At 34.0% G+C, this 24,741-nt stretch carries 27 protein-coding genes and 1 riboswitch; of the genes, 15 read left to right on the top strand and 12 right to left on the bottom strand.

Going from position 1 to position 24,741, the window contains the following annotated elements; translation table 11 throughout:
• Positions 1-3: 3 nt before the first annotated feature.
• A complete protein-coding gene (locus tag HNQ90_RS06265) occupies positions 4-378 on the bottom strand; it encodes a VOC family protein (protein ID WP_144117023.1) in 375 nt (124 codons plus the stop codon).
• Positions 379-416: 38 nt separating this feature from the next.
• Positions 417-1,076 (bottom strand): TrmH family RNA methyltransferase, encoded by a 660-nt coding sequence (locus HNQ90_RS06260; protein WP_144117022.1) that lies wholly within the window; start codon positions 1,074-1,076, stop codon positions 417-419.
• A gap of 99 nt (positions 1,077-1,175) precedes the next feature.
• On the opposite strand from HNQ90_RS06260, the gene HNQ90_RS06255 reads away from it, so the two are divergent.
• From HNQ90_RS06255 to HNQ90_RS06245, 3 genes are all read left to right on the top strand, one after another.
• A complete protein-coding gene (locus HNQ90_RS06255) occupies positions 1,176-1,859 on the top strand; it encodes an SIR2 family NAD-dependent protein deacylase (RefSeq protein ID WP_144117021.1) in 684 nt (227 codons plus the stop codon).
• Between the two features lie 142 nt (positions 1,860-2,001).
• Entirely contained in the window at positions 2,002-2,790 is a 789-nt protein-coding gene (locus tag HNQ90_RS06250) for a transglutaminase family protein (RefSeq protein ID WP_144117020.1), read from the top strand.
• A gap of 128 nt (positions 2,791-2,918) precedes the next feature.
• Positions 2,919-3,365, top strand: a complete 447-nt coding sequence (locus tag HNQ90_RS06245; RefSeq protein WP_144117019.1) for a KTSC domain-containing protein — start codon at positions 2,919-2,921, stop codon at positions 3,363-3,365.
• Here the strand turns inward: HNQ90_RS06245 and HNQ90_RS06240 are convergent.
• Both HNQ90_RS06240 and HNQ90_RS06235 read right to left on the bottom strand, forming a co-directional pair.
• Complete coding sequence (locus tag HNQ90_RS06240) at positions 3,362-4,597, bottom strand: glycosyltransferase (protein WP_144117018.1); 1,236 nt, start codon at positions 4,595-4,597, stop codon at positions 3,362-3,364. The two genes, HNQ90_RS06245 and HNQ90_RS06240, sit on opposite strands and share 4 nt — an antisense overlap.
• A gap of 149 nt (positions 4,598-4,746) precedes the next feature.
• Entirely contained in the window at positions 4,747-5,220 is a 474-nt protein-coding gene (locus HNQ90_RS06235) for a heme-binding domain-containing protein (RefSeq protein WP_144117017.1), read from the bottom strand.
• 37 nt (positions 5,221-5,257) lie between these two features.
• Here HNQ90_RS06235 and HNQ90_RS06230 point away from each other — a divergent pair, with 37 nt between their 5' ends.
• The 3 genes from HNQ90_RS06230 (at position 5,258) to HNQ90_RS06220 (ending at position 7,617) form a co-directional block, all read left to right on the top strand.
• Positions 5,258-5,830 (top strand): adenylosuccinate lyase, encoded by a 573-nt coding sequence (locus HNQ90_RS06230; protein WP_144117016.1) that lies wholly within the window; start codon positions 5,258-5,260, stop codon positions 5,828-5,830.
• Positions 5,831-6,086: 256 nt separating this feature from the next.
• Positions 6,087-7,430 carry an adenylosuccinate lyase gene (gene purB, locus HNQ90_RS06225; RefSeq protein ID WP_144117015.1) on the top strand — a complete coding sequence of 448 codons (1,344 nt, stop codon included), beginning with the start codon at positions 6,087-6,089 and terminating at the stop codon, positions 7,428-7,430.
• A 10-nt stretch (positions 7,431-7,440) separates the two neighbouring features.
• Positions 7,441-7,617, top strand: a complete 177-nt coding sequence (locus HNQ90_RS06220) for a hypothetical protein (RefSeq protein ID WP_172625895.1) — start codon at positions 7,441-7,443, stop codon at positions 7,615-7,617.
• Positions 7,618-7,703: 86 nt separating this feature from the next.
• Here HNQ90_RS06220 and HNQ90_RS06215 read toward each other — a convergent pair whose 3' ends face one another.
• The 4 genes from HNQ90_RS06215 to HNQ90_RS06200 are packed head-to-tail and all read right to left on the bottom strand — an operon-like array spanning position 7,704 to position 9,832.
• Positions 7,704-8,246: a DUF4252 domain-containing protein gene (locus HNQ90_RS06215; protein ID WP_144117014.1), complete on the bottom strand. Its 543-nt coding sequence runs from the start codon at positions 8,244-8,246 to the stop codon at positions 7,704-7,706.
• 18 nt (positions 8,247-8,264) lie between these two features.
• Positions 8,265-8,825 carry a DUF4252 domain-containing protein gene (locus tag HNQ90_RS06210; RefSeq protein WP_144117013.1) on the bottom strand — a complete coding sequence of 187 codons (561 nt, stop codon included), beginning with the start codon at positions 8,823-8,825 and terminating at the stop codon, positions 8,265-8,267.
• 34 nt (positions 8,826-8,859) lie between these two features.
• Positions 8,860-9,336 (bottom strand): hypothetical protein, encoded by a 477-nt coding sequence (locus tag HNQ90_RS06205; protein WP_144117012.1) that lies wholly within the window; start codon positions 9,334-9,336, stop codon positions 8,860-8,862.
• On the bottom strand, positions 9,323-9,832 hold the full coding sequence (locus HNQ90_RS06200) for an RNA polymerase sigma factor (RefSeq protein ID WP_092852056.1): 510 nt from the start codon (positions 9,830-9,832) through the stop codon (positions 9,323-9,325). Before HNQ90_RS06200 ends, HNQ90_RS06205 begins: the two co-directional genes overlap by 14 nt.
• Before the next feature lie 409 nt (positions 9,833-10,241).
• Here HNQ90_RS06200 and HNQ90_RS06195 point away from each other — a divergent pair, with 409 nt between their 5' ends.
• Together HNQ90_RS06195 and HNQ90_RS06190 are read left to right on the top strand one after the other, a co-directional pair.
• Complete coding sequence (locus tag HNQ90_RS06195; RefSeq protein ID WP_144117011.1) at positions 10,242-11,675, top strand: S41 family peptidase; 1,434 nt, start codon at positions 10,242-10,244, stop codon at positions 11,673-11,675.
• 11 nt (positions 11,676-11,686) lie between these two features.
• Complete coding sequence (locus HNQ90_RS06190) at positions 11,687-12,403, top strand: adenine nucleotide alpha hydrolase (RefSeq protein ID WP_144117010.1); 717 nt, start codon at positions 11,687-11,689, stop codon at positions 12,401-12,403.
• A gap of 13 nt (positions 12,404-12,416) precedes the next feature.
• Here HNQ90_RS06190 and HNQ90_RS06185 read toward each other — a convergent pair whose 3' ends face one another.
• The 4 genes from HNQ90_RS06185 to HNQ90_RS06170 form a co-directional block, all read right to left on the bottom strand.
• Complete coding sequence (locus tag HNQ90_RS06185) at positions 12,417-12,575, bottom strand: hypothetical protein (protein ID WP_172625894.1); 159 nt, start codon at positions 12,573-12,575, stop codon at positions 12,417-12,419.
• Positions 12,576-12,906: 331 nt separating this feature from the next.
• On the bottom strand, positions 12,907-13,872 hold the full coding sequence (locus tag HNQ90_RS06180; RefSeq protein WP_172625893.1) for a T9SS type A sorting domain-containing protein: 966 nt from the start codon (positions 13,870-13,872) through the stop codon (positions 12,907-12,909).
• Positions 13,873-14,016: 144 nt separating this feature from the next.
• Positions 14,017-15,087: a YncE family protein gene (locus HNQ90_RS06175; protein WP_144117008.1), complete on the bottom strand. Its 1,071-nt coding sequence runs from the start codon at positions 15,085-15,087 to the stop codon at positions 14,017-14,019.
• Positions 15,088-15,089: 2 nt separating this feature from the next.
• Complete coding sequence (locus HNQ90_RS06170; RefSeq protein ID WP_144117007.1) at positions 15,090-16,916, bottom strand: TonB-dependent receptor plug domain-containing protein; 1,827 nt, start codon at positions 16,914-16,916, stop codon at positions 15,090-15,092.
• A 30-nt stretch (positions 16,917-16,946) separates the two neighbouring features.
• A riboswitch (cobalamin riboswitch) is annotated at positions 16,947-17,170 on the bottom strand.
• A gap of 265 nt (positions 17,171-17,435) precedes the next feature.
• On the opposite strand from HNQ90_RS06170, the gene HNQ90_RS06165 reads away from it, so the two are divergent.
• The 7 genes from HNQ90_RS06165 to HNQ90_RS06135 all read left to right on the top strand — a co-directional run bounded on the left by HNQ90_RS06165 (position 17,436) and on the right by HNQ90_RS06135 (position 24,566).
• Positions 17,436-18,581 carry an ABC transporter substrate-binding protein gene (locus tag HNQ90_RS06165; protein ID WP_144117006.1) on the top strand — a complete coding sequence of 382 codons (1,146 nt, stop codon included), beginning with the start codon at positions 17,436-17,438 and terminating at the stop codon, positions 18,579-18,581.
• Entirely contained in the window at positions 18,582-19,613 is a 1,032-nt protein-coding gene (locus HNQ90_RS06160; protein WP_144117005.1) for a FecCD family ABC transporter permease, read from the top strand.
• A gap of 116 nt (positions 19,614-19,729) precedes the next feature.
• Positions 19,730-20,524 (top strand): ABC transporter ATP-binding protein, encoded by a 795-nt coding sequence (locus tag HNQ90_RS06155; protein ID WP_144117004.1) that lies wholly within the window; start codon positions 19,730-19,732, stop codon positions 20,522-20,524.
• 547 nt (positions 20,525-21,071) lie between these two features.
• The gene (locus HNQ90_RS06150; protein ID WP_144117003.1) at positions 21,072-22,127 is read left to right on the top strand and encodes a class I SAM-dependent methyltransferase; all 1,056 of its coding nucleotides are present in this window, start codon (positions 21,072-21,074) and stop codon (positions 22,125-22,127) included.
• A 130-nt stretch (positions 22,128-22,257) separates the two neighbouring features.
• On the top strand, positions 22,258-23,649 hold the full coding sequence (locus HNQ90_RS06145) for a DNA recombination protein RmuC (RefSeq protein WP_144117002.1): 1,392 nt from the start codon (positions 22,258-22,260) through the stop codon (positions 23,647-23,649).
• 9 nt (positions 23,650-23,658) lie between these two features.
• Positions 23,659-24,006, top strand: coding sequence for a 6-phosphogluconate dehydrogenase (locus HNQ90_RS06140; protein WP_144117001.1), 348 nt, complete (start codon positions 23,659-23,661; stop codon positions 24,004-24,006).
• A 14-nt stretch (positions 24,007-24,020) separates the two neighbouring features.
• The gene (locus HNQ90_RS06135; protein ID WP_144117000.1) at positions 24,021-24,566 is read left to right on the top strand and encodes an acyl-CoA thioesterase; all 546 of its coding nucleotides are present in this window, start codon (positions 24,021-24,023) and stop codon (positions 24,564-24,566) included.
• Positions 24,567-24,741 lie beyond the last annotated feature (175 nt).

The raw sequence follows: 24,741 nt of genomic DNA, 5'->3' as shown, positions 1-24,741 counted from the left end.
GTGTTAAACCATCGAATGTAAAGCTACTCTATTACCTTCCGAGTCTTCAAAAATAGCCATATTACCATGTTCCGGAGAAATCTCGGTTTTAGCTTGCAGTATTTTACCGCCAGCACCTCCTACTCTATCCAATTCAATTTGCACATCATCACTCATAAAATAAACCAATGTACCTTCATGACTTGGCGTATAAGAGTCTTGCTTAACTAAAGTACCTGCAGCGCCTTCGGTTCCTTCGGTAAAAGGAAACCATCCCATTACCATTTCGCCATAATCCTGAATATCTATTTTTACTTGAAATACATTTTCGTAAAACGCCTTAGCTCGATCCATATCAGTCACAGGAATTTCAAACCAGCCTACCATATTTTTTTTCATGATTTCCGCTTTTAAAAAGTTGATTCCTATAAAGATAACTATTTTTTCAATTCGTAAAACCGCTCTACAATCTCGTCATGGCTTTTAATTGTTTTTTTACACCAATCTAAACGTTTTTCAAAAATTTCTTGTTCGGTAAGTTGCCAATTAATAGCGGTTTTTTTGAGCTTACTTGTTACATGTTGTAAAATAATAGCAGCCGAAACCGAAATATTTAAACTCTCGGTAAAGCCAACCATAGGAATTTTTAAATAACAATCGGCTTCATCCAAAACCTCTTTCGATAAGCCTTCGGTTTCCCGTCCAAAGAAAAAACAAGACTTTTTAGTTACATCAAAATCATAGAGTTCGCAATCGTCCGTATGTGGTGTAGTAGCCACAATTTGGTAGCCATTTAGTTTTAAATCCTTAATACAATGCTTAACGCTACCGTATCGATTTAAATCTACCCATTTTTGAGCACCCATAGCAATTTCTCGGTCAATGCTCTTGCTGTTTACTTCTTCAACAATATTTAACTCCTGTATTCCAAATACATCACAAGTTCGCATTACTGCACTCGTGTTATGCAGTTGGTACACATCTTCGGTGGCTACAGTAAAATGTTTAGTGCGTTCTTGTAAAACGTCGTGAAAACGATTTTTACGGTGTTCGGTTAAATACGTTTCTAAGTGTTCTAGGAGTTTTAGGTCAGTCATATCACAAAACTAATAAACTTTCTATCATTAATAAAAATGAATACTTAGTATCTTTGATTCTGTTCCATTAAATACAAGAATTACTAAAAGGCACAAACAATGAAACATATAATAGTACTTACAGGCGCGGGTATGAGTGCCGAAAGTGGCATAAAAACCTTTAGAGATGCCGATGGTTTATGGGAAGGACACGAGGTAATGGAAGTAGCAACTCCCGAAGGTTTTGCAGCCAACCCAGAATTGGTTTTAGATTTTTATAACCAACGTCGTCGCCAATTGCTTGAAGTAACACCCAACCAAGCACATATAGATTTGGCTAATTTAGAGCAGGATTATAAAGTAACCATTGTAACTCAAAATGTAGACGATTTGCACGAACGTGCTGGAAGTACAAATGTGATTCATTTGCATGGCGAATTACTAAAAGTAAGAAGCACTAAAAACCCCAAAGCAATTCGAGAATGGAAAACAGATTTGGTTTTAGGCGATGTTTGCGAAAACGGACACCAACTGCGACCACACATCGTTTGGTTTGGCGAAGATGTACCAATGATTGAAAAAGCCGTTAGCTTATGTGAAACAGCCGATATTTTAGTTATTATTGGTACATCTATGCAAGTGTATCCTGCTGCAGGCTTAATGCATTATGTTCCAAAAAACACACCAACGTATTTTATAGATCCAAAACCGAGTATAACGAGCCATAGCAATTTAACTGTCATTAAAAACACAGCTACGGTTGGTGTACGCAAAATGATAGAACTACTAAATACCGCACAATAATCATTTTAAACAGGCATTTTTGCTAGTATAATAGTTTTTCGTCCTTTTAATACATAATAACCACCAGCTTTAAAACTTAAATCCACTACATTTGGAATACTTCCAATTAAGGCACAAAATCAGTATTTAAAACATTTTAATTATGTGGTTACGAGTAAGTTGTAATTTGGTTTTCGATATAGAAATTCCAACCCCATTTATTTTAATGTTACGTCCGCGTAGTGGCGCACAACAATGGATTGAGCGCGATGAATTTAAAATAACGCCAAATACACCCATTACGGAATTTACAGACGATTACGGAAATCTGTGCCAACGCATACTAGCACCAGCCGGACAACTTTCAATATACACCACTGCCGATGTAGAAACCTCGGAAGTTTTAGATTTAGATTTTGGAGCCCCTTTTGTTGAAATACAAAATTTACCTAACGATTTACTTTGCTATTTATTACCTAGTAGATATTGCGAATCCGACCGTTTTAACGATTTAGCAACAAGCATTACCGCAAACTACTTACCGGGGTTTAATCAAGTTGCCGCTATTGAAGATTGGTTGCGGAATACCATTAGTTTTATTCCTGGCAGTACTGCCTACCCTATTTCGGCAACAGAGGTTTACAACAAAAAATGCGGTGTTTGCAGAGATTTGGCACATTTAGGAATCGCGTTATGCAGAAGTTTAAGTATTCCGGCGCGTATGGTAGTTGGGTATTTACACGAATTAAAACCCATGGATATGCACGCTTGGTTCGAAGCTTATGTTGGTGGTCGTTGGTATACTTTTGATGCTACTCAAAATGGTCCTAAAGGTGGTTATGTAGCTATTGGTTATGGTTTGGATGCTGCCGATGTTGCCGTATTTAATCAATTTGGACCAGCAGTTTACCCAATTCACCAAGAATTTAAAGTGGAACGTATTAAATGCTAAACTGTAACACACTGGTTGCTTATAAGTTATAGTCGTTATTTTTTTTATATTGTGTAAAATAAATTAGGCTAACTGTAAACTATAAAGACTATCTTCGCGCACTATTTAAAAAAATACCGAAGTAACAGATGAAGCGCATTAACGAATACAAGAAATTGTTTGAAGTAGAACAAGACATGAGTTTAAAATTTCTTAAATCTAAATATAGAAATTTAGTTAAGGAATGGCACCCAGACAAATTTCAAGCAGGTGATCCTAAAGCTGTTGAGGCCGAATTAAAAAGCCGACAAATTATTGATGGTTATCACTTTTTAGTTAGTATCGCTCCAGAAACTAAAGCTGCTAATTTAGAAGACTTTAATACGACTATTTCTACACCAATAATGGATTGGCAACATAAAGGGTTACTTTTAGAAGTTACTTTTTTAGATGGCAATACTTACGAGTTTTTTGGTGTAAACAAAGCGTTGTACATTAAATTTTCGCAATCGGATAAGCAAACACGTTTTGGTAAACGAAACATTTTTAACTCCTTTACTTACAGAAAAATTAAAAAGAGTGAGGTAACTGCTTAGGCTTTATTCTTCTCTTCAATCCATCGGCTCATAAATTTGGTGCTTTGCATGCTATGATGATGTAGCATTTGCCCCATAAAATTATGTTGACGATGTATATCTAAATTATTAATAATCGATTCAATTCGCGATACAAACATGATTTTATGTTTTTGCGCATTGAATCGATTGTTTATTACAGAAAATCCATTGGTCTGCTTCTCTGTCCAAAACCATTCGTTGTTGTACAATTGAATGGCCTTATTTGCAAAGCAATTAGCATCGTCTTCTATAAAGCCGTTAGGTTCAAAATCGCCAAACATTCCTTCTGCCCCAACGGTAGTGGTTACCATAGGCGTACCCTTTTGCATAGCATCTACTATTTTTCCTTTTAAACCCGCTCCAAACCTAATTGGCGCTAAACATACTTTGGCGTTTTCCATAACCGTGTTAACATCGGGAGCAAAACCTTTAATTATAAAACCTTGCTTTTTATTATTTAGCTGGGTCACTTTTTGAGATACATAAGCACCATAAATATGTAATTCGGCTTGCGGTAATTCTTTTCGTATTAATGGCCAAATAGTCTCTTTTAAATAAAGCACAGCATTGTAATTAGGCTCATGCAAAAAATTACCAATGCTTATAAAGTGTGCTCTAGCTTCAAACTTAGGAAAGGCATTTATATCATGATTAGAAACTTGTTCTAGCATAAAAGGTAAATACAGTAACAATGCCTCGTCCATTTTAAAATCATTTTTTAGAATGTCCATTTCGGCTTGCGAAATAATTAAGGTTATGTCGCAACGATATATACTTGCTATTTCGCGCTTTGCAGTATCGCTAAATAAGTAGGTTTTATTAAACGGTTTATTATCCTTATAAGCTTGGTGTCTGCCTTTACGTAGGCAGTGTAAATCTTCGGTATCTAAAATTTTTAAGGCATTCGGGCAGTGTTCGGTAACGCGCCAACCAAATTGCTCTTCCATCATAAACCTATCGAAAAGCACAACATTTGGGTTTAAGTCTTTTATAAAATCATCGAAAGAAGTGTTATTTAAAGCAATGGAAACTTGTGTAACGCCAATACTGTTTAAGTTAAAAGCATTGTCACTTTTGGCACAAGGGCTTGCAAAGGTTATGATATAGTTTTCCGACTGAAAAACATCAATAAGTTGCATCATTCTGCTTCCTGCCGCAGAACTTTTAGGTTCTGGCCATACGTAGCCTATAATAAGTAAATTTTTCTTCATAAAAATTTCCAAATCTCAAAATCTAAAAAACCAAATTCCAACGCAGAACCATATCTCCTTGGTATTTGGAATTCATTGTTATAATGCGTGTAATTTGAGCTATTATTAATCCTGCTTTCACTTCTCTTTGGGGAAGGATAGTTTGGGGCTTACTCCGGCTTAGGAGCTAAACCATATTTTACGCGAACTAATTTTGCCCAATCAATAACCGATTTTATTTGAGCTTCGCTGAGTTTAGCTTCGCTATGCGTCCAAGTATAAGAGTTTAAAGGCATCTCGCCTTCTTCAACCATTTCTATAAGTTCTTCGAACTTATGATCTTTTCGTTTTATGGAATTCCCTTCCCAATTAGACATGTTAAAATGCTTTTTACCATCTTCAACATGGTGGTTTAACCAATAATTTACAGGTGTTATATTATTGTACCAAGGATATTTGGTAACATTGCTATGGCAATCGATACAGGCATCTTTTAGAATAATTGCTACATCTTCTGGCGGATTGGTTTCTGCCATAAAAGCATCAATAGACGCTAAATCACCTTGATTTTTCTCCGGCCCAAAAAACTGAGCTATTACAAATACAATTAAAAGTAGAATGAGTATTTTTTTTGTTATTTTCATTTTGCCTAATTTTAGAATTTAAAAATAAGAAAACCTTTTGACTACAGAGCAACTTTATAAGGAATTAAATTACGTAAACCACTCGCGGGAAAAGCGCTTATTTTACGCAAACTTAATGCAAGATAATCCGGAATTGATTCCTAGGCTATTGGATATCCTTTTTAGAGTTGATGATAAAATTTCGCCTCGTGCTGCTTGGGTTTTCGAGTTTATGTGCAACCATAATATTGAAACCATTGTGCCGTATTTAGATGTTTTTACGGAGAATATGCACAAGGTAAAAATAGAATCGGCAGTACGACCTGTAGCTAAAATTTGCGAATTTTTGGCTACGGCTTATACCGCAAAAACGGACAATCTTATTAAAACAAATTTAACCCAATCCCATATAGAACGTATTATAGAAACCTGTTTTGATTATATGATTAACGATGTTAAGGTAGCCCCTAAAGCTTATGGTATGACCACTCTTTATATGTTTGGTATTACTAAAGATTGGGTACACCCCGAACTTGTACGTATTTTGCAGGACGATTTCTCGAAACAAAGTGCGGCCTATAAAGCTAGAGCACGCCATATTTTGAAAAAGATTAAACGTAAACAAAAGTAACCGAAACGTCCATTTGCTTGAGTTATAGTATAGCTTTAGCAGATAAACCCGCGTGAGGGATTGAAGGGGTATCCTTTTTTTGCTGCCATAAATGGCAAAAAAAGATTTAGCGGAAAGCCCGACCCTTGGGGCACGCCCAAATATTTAGTTAGCAGAACCGAGATTACTATGAATTTGCTTTAATCTTAGCGTTTGTAACTTCGTACTTCTAACTTTCTTTTCTATCTTTGCAACTTCTTAAAACCAAACAAAAATTATGTCATTATCAGCATTAAACGCCATCTCGCCAATTGATGGTCGATACAGAAGTAAAGTAAGTGAATTAGCGCCATATTTCTCTGAAGAAGCCTTAATAAAGTACCGTGTTTTGGTAGAAATTGAATACTTTATTGCGCTTTGCGAAATTCCGTTACCTCAACTTAAAGCTGTTGATACTGGTGTTTTTGAGAGTTTAAGAGCGATTTATAATGATTTCTCATCGGAAGATGCCTTGGCTATAAAGAAAATTGAAAGCGTTACTAACCATGATGTAAAAGCTGTTGAATATTTTATAAAAGAGAAATTTGATGCTTTAGGATTATCTGAATTTAAGGAATTTATCCACTTTGGTTTAACATCGCAAGACATTAACAATACGGCTATTCCTTTAAGTATTAAGGAGGCAATGAATAATGTTTATGTGCCTGAATATTTAATAATTTTAGAAAAACTAAAAGACTTATCTAAAGACTGGGCAAACATACCAATGTTGGCTAGAACGCATGGGCAACCGGCATCTCCTACCCGTTTAGGAAAGGAAATTGAAGTTTTTGTAGTGCGTTTAGAAGAGCAATTTAACTTATTAAACGATATACCAAGTGCCGCCAAATTTGGTGGTGCAACGGGTAATTTTAATGCGCACCATGTGGCTTACCCAAACATTGATTGGAAAGCTTTTGGAGGACAGTTTGTACAAGAAAAATTAGGTTTACAACACTCGTTTCCTACCACTCAAATTGAGCATTACGACCATATGGCTGCTTTGTTTGATACTTTAAAACGTATTAATACCATTGTTTTAGATTTAGATAGAGATATTTGGACCTACGTATCGATGGATTATTTTAAACAAAAAATTAAAGCTGGTGAGGTTGGAAGCTCTGCAATGCCACACAAAGTAAACCCTATAGATTTTGAAAACTCTGAAGGAAACTTAGGAATTGCAAACGCTATTTTCGAGCACCTTTCGGCTAAATTACCTGTATCTAGATTACAACGTGATTTAACAGATAGTACGGTTTTAAGAAACGTTGGTGTTCCTTTTGGACATACGTTAATTGGTTTTAAATCGACTTTAAAAGGTTTAAACAAATTACTTTTAAACGAAGGTAAATTTGCTGAGGATTTAGAAAATAATTGGGCGGTAGTAGCCGAGGCTATTCAAACTATTTTGCGTCGCGAAGGTTATCCTAACCCTTACGAAGCTTTAAAAGGCTTAACGAGAACCAACTCTAAAATAAACCAAGATTCTATATCAAATTTTATTGATACCTTAGAAGTCTCTAATGCAATTAAAGACGAATTAAAACAAATTACACCTAGTAATTACACAGGTATTTAATATTTAAACTATGATAAACGACAAACAAGCTTTAATACTAACAGGACTTATGATTGCTGGTATTTTTGTGTTTGGGGTTCTTAAAACCCTTGACAATTTTGTTGTTTTAACGGTACTTACTATTATCTTTTTTACTATTGTTTTAAGTATACTTACTAAAAAGCGAAAACAGAACAATCAAGAATAAAATAGAATACCACTATAGTATATAACAAAAAAAAGCTTCCTAAATTGGAAGCTTTTTTGTTACTATAATGTTTTAAAATTAATAATCTATTTAAAGAAATTCATAATATTATCTAATTGCGCCTTATCTAGGTCTGCTTGTTTCATGGTCTCCATTAAAGTTATCATTTTTTCAGGATTCATATCGTCTCCTAATACTCTAACAATACCAAAACCCATTTCTGTATGGCTACCAAAAACAATAAACTCGTCGGTATCCTCATCATCTCCTAAATATTTAACTGCTATTTTATTACCCCTATCGCTAAACTCCATAAGGTCATTATACTTACTATTACTTAAAATAGCTTTTACTTTTGCTACTTCGGTATTAAATGTTTCTAGATCTGTACTATCGGATTTGTATCCTAAAAAATTTAATTTATCTACAGAGTTATAAGCCTCTTCTTGCGCTTCGGTAAAATTAGATTTATCAATCTCTATCATAGATAAAGGAAAATCTTGCGAAATAAAGTTTTTAGTCTCTTGGTGGTCTACAAAATAGCGTTGCAAACTCACATCATTACCACAGCTAGTAAAACTAACTGCGGTAATTAATGCGATTGCTAAAAGTTTGATTGTTCGTTTCATGATTGATTAATTGATGGTTTATTTATTTTTTTCAAGATGTTGTCCACCTGGAATATTCATTTTATCGGTAAGTTTCGAGATTTGATTAAGATCAATATCTCCAGTAAGCGATACCACTACAGTTTCAATTTTACGTTCCTTACCGTTAATTTCAATTTTATCTTCCATTTTACTATCAATGCCGTTTACAAAAATTAATAGCTCTTTTACATGGTCTACATCTTTACCTTCTTTTACGTAAAACTTAACCTCGCTGCCATCATCTTTAACTTCCATTAATTCCTCTAAGCCACCAGAGCGCGATGTAACCCATTTAGAAATATCGGCTGCAATAGATTTATTATCGGTAACAATAGTTTTAAAGCTAGTTATACTTTGCACCATATCCATATAGGCTCTAGCCTCGGCATCGTCAATATTAATACCCATTTTGGCTATCATTTGAAACATTTTAGGTTTTATCGATACATAAGTAACATCGGAGTTGTCACTATATTTTTCAAAAATATCTTTCTGTGCCATACCTGTTAAGGGTACTAACATCAGGGCCATTACGAATACTATTAATTTATTTCTCATTGTTCTTGTTTTTAATTTATTTGTGATCATTTCTTTAATACGTTTTAAAAATTATACTTGTTGTGTTTTCAACCTCGTTAAGGTATCCTAGTGTCGAAGTTCCTTTACTCACCTCATTAAGATAGCTAACCGTTGCTGCGCCTTTATTAAATTTAGACGAAATCATTTCCATAGATTTCGAAAACTCATTAAACGCTAATTCGGGATCTTCATACGTACCTAAATCACCTTGACCTAATGTAGTACCAAAATAAAACCCTAGCATAAGCACTGCTACTGCTGCGACAGAAATCCATTTGTAATTATATTTACGTGTTGTTTTTAATGGAACGTCTTTAGTAAATTGCTCTTGCTTGTTTACCAAAAAATATGCGAACATAGGCTTGTACACTTCTAAATGTGGCGCTACAGTTTCTTGCGAAAAATAGTTTTTTAACTGCTGCTCTTCTTTAAGCGATGACTCACCGTTTTCGTACTTTTCTAGTAATTTTTCTATATTATTTAACACCATAACTGTGTGTATTTGTTAATTTTTCTCTTATTGTTTTTCTTGCTCTCGATAAGGCTACACGTACTGCTGTATTATTCATATCCAGCATTTTTGCAATCTCATCCAAATCATAATCCTCAATATCTCGTAATTGGATTATCATTTTTTGTTGTTCTGGTAAATCGGCTATAATTTTCCCTACCCAATTCACACTATCATTTAATTCTACTTGCTTTTGTAAAGGCGTATTTTTCTCTTCATAATTACTATGCACTAGTTTTAAATTTTGTGCTTGTTTCGATTTTAATTTATCAAAACAGTAATTCTTGGTCATCGTCATAGAAAAAGCCTCAACATTTTTATACTCGGCAATTTTCACCTTATTATTCCACAATTTCAACAACACCTCTTGCGTGGCATCTTCGGCCTCTTCTGTGGATATTAACAAGCGTTTCGCTAATCGAAATACTTTATCCTTAAAAGGCATTACAATATTTAAAAACTCCTTTTGAGTCATTTTGGTTTGGTTTAAATAAAACAGCTTGGTTACGGCTATTTCTATTACGACGACACAGTATTTGTTTTGTTACACAGCAATTAAAAATAATTTTAAAATTTGGGCGTAACCCTGTCGGGTCGGGCTTTCACAAGTCGCTCTCAAAGAGGAGCTCCAACAATTGCTCAATCCCTTACGCGAGTGTATCCGCCAAATTACAGCAAAACCGCCAACTAATATCTATATTTTTAAACAAGAATAGGCTGTATACCTAATACTCTTAAAAATAACCGACTAAATACGTTTACATTTCCTTTACCTAAACTATAATTCAACTTTATTAGTAATGATTTTTAAAATTCATTCGGTATTAAGCAATAATGTAAGTATTTTTAAAGTTTTACCGACTACCTATATAAAATTGTAAAATATGAATAAGTTAAATGCACTAATACTAATATTTGCAGCCCTTCTTTTTACCAATTGCTTTGAAGATAACGATGATATTGCTGCTACAGACAACGATATAAACGATTTTGTATATAGCGGCATGAATATTTTTTATTTATATAAAGACAACATCCCTAATTTGGCAGATAACCGATTTTCAAATAATGCCGAATACAGAGCATTTTTAAACAGTTTCGATTCGCCATTCAATTTATTTAATAGCTTTTTATACCAACCAGACACTGTAGATCGGTTTAGTTGGATTGTAGACGATTACCTTGCCTTAGAGCAACAATTTCAAGGTAACACCATAACAAATGGTATGGAATATGCCTTATTTGCAGCACCAAATAGTGCAACGGAAGGTTTTGGAGTTATACGCTTAGTACTGCCTAATAGTCCTGCGGATAATGCGGGTTTAAAACGTGGCGATATATTTTATGCCATAGATGGCCAAAGACTTACTAACAATAATTTAAGAACGCTACTTGGTCAAGACTCCTATACGCTTAACCTAGGGTTTTATAATGATAAAAATACTGCAGAAACTACCGACGATAGCATAGACCCATTAAATGAAGATATACCCGTTGGAAAAGTTCAATATACCGAAGATCCTATTTACGACACTCAAATTATAAATGTAGGTGGCGAAAATGTGGGTTACCTAATGTACAATGGATTTACATCTGGTTCAGAAAATGAATTAAATACGGTTTTTGCAGATTTCAAATCTAATAACGTGCAACATTTAGTGGTCGATTTACGCTACAACCCAGGCGGTTCGGTAAGTACAACGGCATATTTAGCTAGTATGATTACCGGTCAATACACTGGCGAAGTTTTCGAAAAATTAATATACAATAGTACTTTACAAAACAATAATACCGATTTTAATTTTGCTAGTAAGTTAGACGATGGTACTACAATAAACAGTTTAGGTTTAAACAAAATATACGTATTAGCCACAGGTAGTTCTGCCTCGGCAAGCGAAGGATTAATAAATGGTTTAGAACCTTATTTAGAAAATGTGGTTAAAATAGGAAGCAATACGGTTGGTAAAACACAGGCCTCAAGAACACTGTACGATTCTCCAGATTTTGGCAGACAAGGTGCAAACCCAAGTCACACCTACGCTATGCAACCTTTAATAGCCAATGGCGTTAATAAAAATAATGAAACCGTTCCGGGTGATGGTTTACCGCCTTCAATAGGTTTTGAGTACGACGAAAACCCACTTAATTATGGCGTTTTAGGCGATGTAAATGAACCTATGCTAGCACTTGCTCTTGCAGATATCGAAGACTCAATGGCTAAATTTCAAGCCATTAAATCGAAATCTGCTCAATCCTTTAAATTATTAATGGAGAGTAATGAATTAAACCCACTTGAAGGTGGCATGATTATCGACTAAAACCTATTTTATTGAAAACACTAAAAACCTACTTCAACTGGAGCTCTGGTAAAGATTCTGCTTTAGCGCTGCATTACCTATTACAAGACAATCGTTTTACTGTAAACGAGTTAATTACAACCGTAAATAGCCATTATAATCGGGTTTCTATGCACGGTTTAAGAAAGGAATTACTTATTGCGCAAACCAAAGCTATTGGCATTCCTGCAAGTTTAATTGAATTACCGGAAATGCCAAGTATGGCCGTTTACGAACAAAAGATGCTTGAAACTACTTCAAGACTAAAAAAAGAAGGCTTTACGCATACCGCTTTTGGCGATATATTTCTAGAAGACTTAAGAACCTATAGAGAACAACAATTGGAAAAACAAGGCTTTACTGCTGTATTTCCGCTTTGGAAAAAGGACACCAAAGCACTATTAAACGACTTTTTAGATTTAGGTTTTAAAACCATTGTAGTTTGTGCCAATTCAAAATATTTTAATGAAGATTTTGTTGGAACCGTAATAGATAAAAACTTTATAGAAAACCTACCCGAAGGTGTAGACCCTTGCGGAGAAAACGGCGAGTTTCATACCTTTTGTTTTGATGGGCCTATTTTTAAAAACCCCGTTACATTCACTATTGGCGAAAAAGTATTCCGAAAATATAACGCACCAAAAACTAATGATGACTCGGTGTGTTCCGCAGATAATTATGGTGTTTGGTACTGCGATTTAATCCCCTAAATAAAAAAAGGTTTTATTTAGAACCTTGGCTTTTATTTCTATTATTTATACGCCTTTCAACATCTTTAAAATAGCGTTTCTCTTTATATTTTCTTATAACAAACACGGTTATAGCAATTAAGCCTAGAAGCATCATGCCACCTTGACCTGTTAAGTATTCAATTAGTTTCATTACTTGTAATTATGGGTATTGTAAGTCGGGGTTAAAGATAAAACTTTCATAATAAAGTTTATTTTTTAGAATTAATTAGTTGTCCTTCAATTAAATTATAATACTTGTTTTAGGTTATAGGTATTGCAAGTTTCTAAAAACCTTGTAGATATAGAATACAAAAAAAAGTAAACCTACAAGGTCTTGGAGACCTCGCAGGTTGGTAAAACACTTTTCTAAATTTCAAAACCAGTAATTTTGTTAAGTTTTATCATCTTATAGATAAATGACAACATAAAAAAGACTGCCCAAAATAGGCAGCCTTCCTTCAAATAACATAAAATAGGTAAAGTTATTTCTTTATTAATCTTTGGGTATACACACCCGTTTTATTCGATAATTTCACTAGATAAACACCCGGCATTAACTGGTTTATATCCACCAAAACTGCAGCATTACTAACAATTTGCTTGTGTACTAAACGTCCAGAAACCGAGTATATAGATACGGTTCCCGATTGGGGTACAGAAAAATGACTTGAAGCCGGATTAGGGTATAGTGCCAGTACATTTTTATTAGTAGTTTTCACGCTTAAGGTTGCAGCGTTAAGAACCCCAACAGCATCCAAATCGAAACCCGACGACCCAAACGGCGTTGCATAAGGATCGTTTACTATATTTCCGTAGCTATCGTAAGTGGCGTAAGCAGGATCGATAGTTCCAATTACATCAATAATTTTAATATGAGTAATTGCGTTTTTATTTAACAAAACATGATCTTGAATATCATCCAAATTAAAAGGCGTGCCATAACTCGCTCTATATTTTCCAGCTAAATTATTAATATACGTAGGGTCTACGCTACCAAAACCTCCAACCTGCGTATCGGTTTGCGTTTGGCTATGCGAAGGAAATCTAAAATAGTTTACACCATCTGAACTCACCTCAACAAAAGCCAATTCCAAAAACGTATCGCTAAAGCTATTTTCAAAAACAGCAAAATCAAAACCAGAGGTATTACTTATGGCATTCTCGAAGGTTAAAATTGCCGAACCACCATCGCCAAGACTTACAATTTGCCCATTAGATTTACCCTCGGCATTTTCTGGCACGCCAACATTAGCCATATCTCCAGTAGGGTTTGTAATATTTTGAGGTCCGCGAACTACGGTAACTCCTGTTGCCCAAGCTATAAAATTTTCAGAATCGCGATGAATAGCTGTGGTGCCTTCTGCTCCTGCTTTTGGGGCGTAAGATTGTGCGATTACAGATAAATTAAACAGTAAAAAAAGTACTAAATTGAGGGTGTTTTTATTCATAATTTTTAAAATTTGGTGTAAAAAAAACAGTCACAAAAATGCAACTGTTCTTATATGTTGTTATTTACTTTCTAATATTAACCCCTTAAAATCATAGCCATAGCATAACTTTAGTGGTTAAATTTTCTTTATAATTAATTGGTTTTAATTAAAATAAATTTTAGCAGCTCCAATTGATAACTCAATGGTTTCCATAAGAGATGCGCTATCTAAATCGTAAATAAGTAAATCGCTTTCTTCTGTAAAATTAGAGTTGGCTACGTATAACGTATCATCTTCCACAGAAATTCCATAGGCGCTAGTTGATGATACATCCAAAATAGCCGTGGTTGGTAACGCATCACTACTATCCTCTAATTCGTATACTTCACCATTTAAAATATAAAACAATTCATCATCGTCATGAGTCATTATACTTGGGTGCTCTCCACTGGCAAACTCCATGACATCCAAAATAGCCGAATTGTTTGTACTTATACGAGTAATTGAAGCCAAAGTTTCTACCGCTGGAGTTAACCAATACTGATTAGCACCACTACATAAAACAACTAAGTTCCCATTGGAATCGAAGGCCATTGCTCCCGGAGCGTCGTTAACTTCTAAAGTTCCAACATTATTGTCTGTTGTGTCAATTACAGAAATAATATTGTTTACACCCCAACCTCCTTTATGTGAGACGTATAACATATACCCTTTTTCTAAAATATATTCAGGCCCTTCACCTACATGAATGGTATTAGAAACGGTATTTGTTGCTAAATCTATAACAGCCACAAAATCATCAGTAGAATCACCGCCGTCTCCCCAATTTGTAACATACCCTTTTCCGTTGGAAATCGTCATATATCGTGGATTAACTAATCCCGAATTAATTGTAGCAACAGACTCGAATGTATAACGGTTTACAACTTCAATTTTATTAGAAACATTTAAAACAATATACGCTAAGTCATCACTAAAAGTTATGCTTTGTGCCGTATCTCCTAATGGTGCGCCATTTACGTTACTAAAAACATTATTTTCGACTGTTAAAAAATCATCTGACACAAAAGATACAGAGGCATTTCCTTGCCCAAAATTACCTTCGTGAGAAACTATTAATCCATTTTCATAATCGCCTTTTGGCACCACTGGATTATCATCGCTATCTTCACTACAAGAGGTAATAAAAATACTTGTTAATAAGGCTAATACTAGTAATTTGTTGATTTTCATTTTTAAAATTTAATTGTTGTTTGTATTTGAAAGTTTCTATTTGGCATGGGCCTTAAGGCCACATTTTCGTAATAGGTATTGTATAGATTGTTAAGTTTAAAATCTATGGTATAATTCACTTTTTTATTCTGATTAAACACATAACTTACCCCAATGTTACCAAAATCATAACTCGATAATGAGTTTCCTATAATAGAAACTTCGCCATTAAAAAGATGTTGATAAAACATTGAAAAGCGTTTATAACCATAAGCCACATTTAAATTACCTTTATGAAAAGGCACATAAATAAGCTGCTTATTCGTTTCTAAATCTTCTGAAACAGTATACGAGTAATGACCCGAAAAATGAAGTTGATGTTTATTAATAGAGTAATGCGATTTTACCTCTACTTCTGCACCATAGCTTGCAACCTCACCAATATTTACTGGCGACCATATATCTGTATTATTAGGCACCCACTGAATCATGTCTTTGGTATTAATGTAATAGCCATTTAGCTTTACATTTAAATGAGGGTAACTAAAATTTTGCCCTAAATCTATTTGGTAAGACGATTCTGGAACCAAATCTAAATTACCTCCTGGTTGCCAATACAAATCGTTAAATGTAGGAATACGGTAGTTTTTAGAACCGTTTATTTGAATTTGATAATGTTCAAATAAATCAAAACCAGCATCAACAGAAAATACAAATGGTCTCTCACCTCCCGTTATAAAATCTTGTCTAAGGTTAATGCCATAACGAATTACGTTACTGAGTTTGTGATTAAGTAACGCTGTTGTAGAAAATGCGTTTCTTACCGGTTCCTTAAAACTATCTCCTTTTCCTTTGGTATTCGAATATTCTAAAATGGTTTTAAACTGTATTTTATCGCTAAAACGCACATTAAAATTATGATTAACCAAAAGGGTGTTTACACTACCTAAACTAAAATTAGCTTTGTCTTTGTTTTCAAAATATTTAAACAATTCGTGTAAATGCACTGCTTTTACTTTCGAGCTAAATTGCCCTGAAGTTCGAGACCACTCTAACATGGTTCTAAAATTTTCGTCTTCGTATTTACTTCTGGAAGGACCAACTAGCGTTCCAGAAAAATTTCGATTTCCAAAATAACTTTGATGGTATAGCTTTATAATATCTTTATTAGAGACATAAAATCCCAAATTGGCGTTTAAATTGAGATTATTAAACGCACCATTTTCATTTATTTGGTCTGTACCTAAGTATTTATAATCGTTATCGGAATCTACATATGTTACAGCAACATTACCGGAATATAATTTAGTACCAAAAGCCGTATTAAAGCCTAAGTTTTTAGAATTAAAACTTCCAAATCCTGTTCTTAAAGCCGTTTCAAAATGCTCGTTAAAACTTAAATTATTATTTAAATGAATGCTCCCTCCAATAGAACCGCTACCGTACTGTACACTTCCGCCTCCACTTCTAATAGCTATGGAACTGTAATTAGAGGTATTAATAGTATTAAAATCTGTTTGACCATTAAGTTGCGAATTTATATTTATGCCATTCCAAACTACTGCTGTTTGGGATGCATTGGTGCCTCTAAATGAAGGCGACGATACCATACCAAAACCGTTTTCTTTAAAATAAAGATTGGAATTAAAAGCTAATAATCCTGTTAAGGAAGTCGCATTATTATTGATAATGGAATCTGAAAGAATTTCTATTTTTATCCCATTGGCGTAGTCTAATAGCTTAGTATCGCTAATTACAACTTCGTCTAACTTTTGCACAGCATCAACCTGAGCTTTTGCCACAGTAGAAAAGCCAATTACAAATGGTAGTAAAATGTATATATTTTTCATAAATCTTTAAAACTCTTTACCCGAGAGTTATTTTAGATGATGAAAATGGCAGGTCTCCTGACTTATCTAATGTTGCTTTTCCTTCCCAGCGAAACGCCAGTGGTTGTAGTGCACAACACCCTCTTAACGAGGTACTGAACCATGTTCAGCATAAACTTACAGTTGCGGGAACAGTTCTGGAATTAATTATAAAATTGCACCAGATTCCCTTTTAATTGGCTAAGTCGTTCCGAACTTATTTCGGGATCTTTTTGGAATCATCGAAACTTATTCTTGGTGACTAGGTCAAACCAAAATTCTCTGCAAAAGTAAAGCATTTATATAAAGTAAACAGATAAAACTTTACTTTTTCTTATTCATTTTATAGAGTAGATAAATAAAGCCTGCAAGAAAATGAACTATAATAACTACAGCTACTATATATATTGTTAAATTTGACCCGTTTCGCATAGGTTTAATATTTTTCACAAAATTAATTATCAAATAAAACATAGGGCGTTACTAATGTTACATGAGTGTATGAAGTCTAAACTATTTTTATTATTACTACTTGCTATTTGCTTCAATTGTAAAAATGAACCAAAGCAACACATTGAAGAACTTGAAACAAGCCAAGAATTACTTGTAAAATATGCTGAAGGCTTTTCTATTAAAATTCACAAAAACTATAAAGTTATAACCATTGAAAAACCGTGGCCTAATGCCGACAAAACATTTAAATATGTTTTAATAAGTAAAGAGAATGCTGCCAAAACTAGCTTTATGACGGGTGAATATGATGGTATTATTATTAATCCTATTCAGAGAATAGTGGTAACATCTACTACACATATTCCGGCTTTAGAGCTTTTAGATGTTGAACAAACTTTAATAGGATTTCCTGGAACCGATTATATTTCATCTGAAAAAATAAGAGCACAAATAAACAACGGAAACATAAGAGAATTAGGAAAAAATGAAGGTTTAAACACCGAAATCCTTTTGGAATTAAACCCCGACTTAGTTGTCGGTTTTGGAATAGATGGCAACAACCGCTCTTTAGAAACCATAAAAAAAGCAGGAATACCAGTAATTTTTAATGGCGATTGGGTAGAACGTTCTCCCCTAGCTAAAGCCGAATGGATAAAGTTTTTTGGTGCCCTTTACAATAAAGAACACAAAGCTGATTCCATATTTAATAGCATAGAAAAAGATTATTTAGAATCTAAACAACTGGCAAAAAACGTAAAAGATAGGCCAACAGTTTTAAGCGGCGCCATGCATAGCGATATTTGGTACTTACCAAATGGCACAAGTACCGAAGCCCAACTGTTTAAAGACGCTAATGTTAACTATTTATGGCAAGATGCCAATGGCGTTGGTAGTTTAAAATTGAATTTTGAATCGGTTTTTGTGAAAGCTAAAAGTGCTGATATTTGGCTAAGTCCTTCAAATTATTCTAGCCTAGAAGCTTTAGAAAACGGAAATAACAACCATACCTTGTTCGATGCTTTTAAATCTAAAAATATCTATAGTTTTACAAACACAACAGGAGCTTCTGGAGGTGTGTTGTATTATGAATTAGGCATGACGCGACCAGACCTAGTTTTAAAAGACCTAATTAAAATTTGCCATCCGGAATTATTAGCACATTACAAACCCTTCTTTTTTAAACGTTTAGACTAGTTGACAGATAAAAAAACATATAAATTACCCTTTATTATATTAACAGCTATTTTAGTGGTTTGCTTTTTCTTGAATATCAGTTTCGGGTCTGTTGCCATTCCTTTTAAAGCTATTTTTAACAGTTTAATAGGCAGCACTACAGAACATGAAACCTGGCAACATATTATTCAAAATTACAGATTACCAAAGGCTTTAACAGCAATAATTGTGGGTTCTGGCTTGGGCATTTCCGGGCTTTTAATGCAAACCTTATTTAGAAATCCTTTAGCAGGACCTTTTGTTCTAGGTATTAGCTCTGGTGCCAGTTTGGGCGTAGCATTGGTAATATTAGGCTCCAGTGTTTTTGGAGGTGTGTTTAGCGCCTTATTTGTATCCAAATGGGGTATTGTAATTGCAGCTAGTTTAGGCAGTTTTCTTGTACTATTGGCGGTATTAATGGTTTCCATAAAAGTTAGAGATACTATGGCTATTTTAATAATAGGCCTCATGTTTGCAAGTATCACCGCAGCTATAGTTAGCGTACTGTCCTATTTTGGATCTGCCGAACAATTACAGCAATACGTGTTTTGGGGTTTTGGAAGCTTGGGTAATTTATCATGGACAGATCTTAGCATTCTATTTATAATTTACAGCATTGGTTTAATATTGGCCATACTATCCATAAAAACCTTAAACACCTTACTTTTAGGCGAAAACTACGCTAAAAGCTTAGGTTTAAATATTAAAAAAAGCCGATTAATCATTATTATAGCCACTAGCCTATTAGCAGGAACCATAACAGCATTTACAGGACCAATTGCCTTTATAGGTTTAGCAATTCCGCATCTTACAAGACAAGTATTTAATACATCTAATCATAAAATTCTTTTACCCGCTGTGTTTTTATTTGGTGCTATTGTTATGCTAATTTGCGATAGTATTGCACAATTACCGTATAGCGATTTAACTTTACCTATTAATGCGATAACAGCTTTAATTGGTGCACCGGTAATAATTTGGTTATTGGTAAGTAAACGAAAAATGGTGTTTTGATGTGTGTGTGTGTGTGTGACGGGAGACGGAAGTCAGGAGAATGAAGTCTGAAGACGGGAGATTGATTACTTATTACTGAAAATAGAGAATAAAGAATAGAGAAAACTCATGAATTTGTGATAGAAAAAAACCAACATATCATTTTAAAAACCAGCGATTTATCGATAGGATATATTTCCAAAAAGAAGCAAGCGTGTATTGCTTCAAATATAAATATCGAATTAAAAAGAGGGGAACTTGTTGGCTTAATTGGTGCAAATGGTATTGGAAAATCGACATTATTACGAACCTTAACACAAGTTCAAAATCCCTTAGAAGGCACTATTGAAATTAACGATAAAAACGTACACGATTATGCACCATTAGAATTAGCTAAAGTGATGAGCTTAGTGCTGACGGAACAAATTACATCCAAAAACCTCTCTGTTTTTGATTTGGTCGCTTTAGGCAGACAACCGTATACCAATTGGATAGGTACTATATCAAAACAAGATACCATAGCTATAAATAACGCTCTAAAACAAACTAATATTACAGAATTAAAACATAAAAAATGTTTTGAGCTTAGCGATGGCCAATTACAAAAAGTTATGATTGCACGTGCTTTGGCTCAAGATACAGACTTAATTATTCTAGATGAGCCAACAACACATCTAGACATGTATCATAAAGCGTACATTTTAAAGTTGCTTCAGAGGCTAGCTAAGGACACCAATAAAACCATTCTGTTTTCGTCGCACGAAATAGATTTGGCTATTCAGTTATGTGATAATTTAATTGTAATGACTGAAAATGACGTGGTTTCAAATACACCTTGTAACTTAATTTCTAAAGGTACTTTTAATCATTTATTCCCTAAAGATTTAATAGCATTCGATGAAAAAACAGGAAGTTTTAGAATCAACAAATAGTTTTTATCATTAAATTTAATTATATTTATACAATTGAAAATCAAAAACTTAGCGCATCTCCTTATTGAATTGTTTTAGTATTTAATTAAAACATACTCAAATGAAAAATTTAAAATCAATATCTCTTTTATGGGCTACTTGTATATGCCCTATTGTTTCTAGTTGTAAAAACAAAACCACAAAACAAAACCCGGCACTTGCATCAATTGATTTCGGTAACACCTGAAATTGAGAATATTTCTGTTTTAAAAACCTATGCTACAAAAAAAAGATGTGATAGATAAAAAACGGAACGTTACCACAGGCATTAAAAACACATTTATAATTTAGCTCGAAAAAGCTATTTAGCCTTTGTAAAACAAGGAGACAGAGGTTTACAAGATTTTATTCATACTCCTAACTTTATATTAATAGACAAAACAGCCAAATACGTGGTATTTATAATGGCACAAAAGATAAAGGACGTATAAATTAAGATATATATGCACTAAAAACATTCCCTAATTAATAGCTAGGTACAGATTATTAACAATCTAAATTTATAATTATGGAATTAAATGAAACAAAATTAAACGACCTCCTAGGCAAAGTAGTTACCGAAATGGGTGCCGCTGCCAATGGCCCTTTAGTCACTATTGGAGATAAACTAGGCCTGTACAAAACACTTTCAGAGTCTGGAGCAATGTCTTCACAACAATTAGCAGATGCTACAAATACTGCCGAGAGATATATTCGAGAATGGGCTTCTGCACAAGCTGCTTCTGGTTATATTAATTACGATGAGAACACCAATACCTTTTCCATGTCTCCGGAACAAACCATGGTATTTGGAAATGCCAAAAGTCCTGTATTTATGACCGGTGCATTTTATGCCATTTCGTCCTTATATTTTGATGAACCAAAACTTGAAAAAGCATTTAAAACTGGCGATGGTGTTTCATGGGGAGACCATAATACCTGTTTGTTTTGTGGTACCGAAAAGTTTTTCAGTCCATCCTATGAAGGAAATTTAATTGATAACTGGTTACCTTCTTTAGATGGTGTGGTTGAAAAATTAAAACAAGGAGCAAAAGTCGCAGATATTGGCTGTGGTCATGCTGCATCTACTATCATTATGGCTAAAGCGTTTCCAAACTCCACTTTTGTTGGTTATGATTATCATGAAAAATCTATAGAACAAGCAAAAGAAAGGGCTAAGAATGCAGGTGTTACTAATACATCATTCGCCGTTGCAAAGGCAAAAGATTTTCCTGGAAAAGACTATGACTTTATAACCTTTTTTGATTGCTTACATGATATGGGAGATCCTGTTGGAGCCTGTAATTATGTGAAAAAAGCTTTAAAACCAGATGGCACTCTCATGGTTGTAGAGCCTTTTGCAAACGATTCATTACAAGAAAACTTAAATCCAGTAGGGCGCGCTTTTTATGCCTTTTCAACGCTACTTTGTGTGCCATGTTCTTTAAATCAAGAAGTTGGTAAAGCCTTAGGCGCACAATCTGGCGAAAAACGCTTAAAACAAACCATTACTGCGGGTGGTTTTTCTAGGTTTAAGAGGGCTACTGAAACACCTTTTAACCTAATTTTAGAAGCCAGACCTTAAATTCGCTAAGAATATTAAAACCTATATTTTAATAAAAACTATAATCAGTGAAGAATCTTCTTTAATCTAGGTTCTTCACTTCCCTTTGAATAGCAAAATACCTATCTTTGAGGAAATTTCAATCCTCTTAATGAACGACAGTCTTATTCTCATTATCGCAATACTAATTTCCGCTGCAATAGGTGGTTATTTAGGCATGCTTTTTACAAAACTTAAAAGTAAAAGCGAACAAAGTACTCTTGAAGAACGTAATACAAACCTGCAACTACAAATTGATGATTTAAAAGCACATCATCAAACCGAAAACGAAAAACAAAACCAACATTTTTCAAATCAAATTGAAGAACTGCGTCAAGTTATATCTAAAACAGAATCGGAGCGCGAAGATATTAGACGTGAAAAGGATTTTTTAAACACGGAATTGGCTAGGAAAAATTCAGAATTTGAAAATCTTCAAGAATTAAACTTAAAACGCGATAAAGAATTAGAGTTACGCCAAGAACAACTTCGTAAAGATTTTGAACTTTTAGCTACCAAAATACTGGATGAAAAATCGGAAAAATTTACACTTCAGAATAAAGAAAACATTAAAAACATTTTAAATCCGCTTCAAGAAAAAATTAAAAATTTTGAAGAAAAGGTAGATTTAACACAAAAGGAAAGCATTAGTATGCATTCGGCTTTAAAGGAGCAGTTGTTAGGCCTAAAAGATTTAAACCAGCAAATGACTAAAGAGGCCACAAACCTTACCAGAGCCCTAAAAGGCGATAGTAAAATGCAAGGAAATTGGGGTGAACTCGTTTTAGAACGCGTTTTAGAAAAATCTGGTTTAGAGAAAGATAGAGAGTATTTTGTACAGCAAAATTTTACTCGCGAAGATGGCACGCGTGTATTGCCAGATGTGGTTTTAAATCTTCCTGACGGGAAAAAGATGATTATTGATAGTAAAGTATCTTTAACAGATTACGAACGTTTGGTAAATGCAGATGATGATGACAAACCAATGCATTTAAAAGCGCATGTAAATTCTATTAGAAGGCATGTGGACCAGCTTTCGGAAAAAAATTACCAAGATTTATACGATATAGAATCGCCAGATTTTGTGTTGTTATTTATACCTATAGAACCTGCTTTTGCAGTTGTTGTAAATGAAGATAACTCTATTTACAACAAGGCTTTTGAAAAGAATATTGTTATTGTAACACCTTCTACGTTATTGGCTACATTGCGAACTATTGATAGCATGTGGAATAATGAAAAACAACAACGTAACGCCATTGAAATAGCCAAACAAGCTGGAAATTTATATGATAAGTTTGAAGGCTTAATGAAAGATTTAATAGGTGTTGGTAAAAAAATTGATGCATCTAAGGTGGACTATAATTCTGCTATGAACAAGTTGTTTGAAGGCAGAGGTAACTTAATTACCAGTGTTGAAAAACTTAAGAAAATGGGTGCAAAAGCTAAAAAAGCACTTCCAGAAGCTATAATTAAACGTGCGCAAGACGACGACGATATTTAAACTTATTTTATGAAATTTCTTTTTAAAACATTTATAGTCTTCCTTTTAATAATTGCTGGTTATTTCAGCTTTATATACTTTGTACACTATAGTGAAGGTGTACGCGCAGGGAAACTCGTTAAGTTTAGTAGCAGAGGTATGCTTTTTAAAACCTGGGAAGGCGAAATAAGCCAAGGCGTATCGGAATCGCAAATATTTATTTTTTCGGTGGAAGACAACCAAAAAGAAGTTATTGAAGACCTAACTAAGTATCAAGGTAAATTTGTAAAACTCCATTATTTTGAGCGTTACAAAACTTTATTTTGGCTAGGCGATACCAAATATTTTATTACACAAGTAGAAGAAGAAAAAAACTAAAACCAACACATAATATGTTTAAACACGCTAAAGATTCTCAAGTATCAATTACAGAACTTATGTTACCGGCGCACTCTAATTTTAGTGGTAAAATTCATGGTGGGCATATTTTAAATTTAATGGATCAAATTGCATTTGCATGCGCCTCAAAGCACTCTAGACATTATTGTGTTACAGCATCGGTAAACAAGGTTGATTTTTTAAACCCTATTGAGGTTGGCGAATTAGTTACCCTTAAAGCATCTGTAAATTATACAGGTAGAACCTCGATGGTTATTGGACTTCGTGTGGAATCTCAAAACATTCAAACCGGGGAAATTAAGCATTGTAACTCATCTTATTTTACTATGGTTGCCAAAGATGAAAACGGTAAAAACGTTAAGGTGCCTGGTTTAATTTTAGATAGTAAACAAAGTATTAGGCGTTTTGCCAGAAGTATTGCTAGACAGGAACAAACAAGAACACGGTCTTCTAGGTTTAATTCATCTGAGTTTAAAATGGAAGAGCATTTGGACTTAATTAAAACACAAAATGCAACTATCGAGCTTTTTGAGTCTTAGTTGTTGTATTCCATAATTTTTAAAAGCATACATAAACCCTTAGTGTTTTGATAAACTTTAGCGGATAGTTGCGTTAGGGATTGAAGCGGCATCCTTTTTTTTAACAATTATCAAAACCTTTTTATATACTTTAGGCTTATAGATTGCCACAATGCCTAATCCTAAAAATGCCTTA

This window comes from Algibacter amylolyticus, assembly GCF_014202225.1.
Taxonomy (GTDB): Bacteria; Bacteroidota; Bacteroidia; order Flavobacteriales; family Flavobacteriaceae; genus Algibacter_B; species Algibacter_B amylolyticus.
This window is presented reverse-complemented; position numbering and strand designations above follow the sequence as displayed.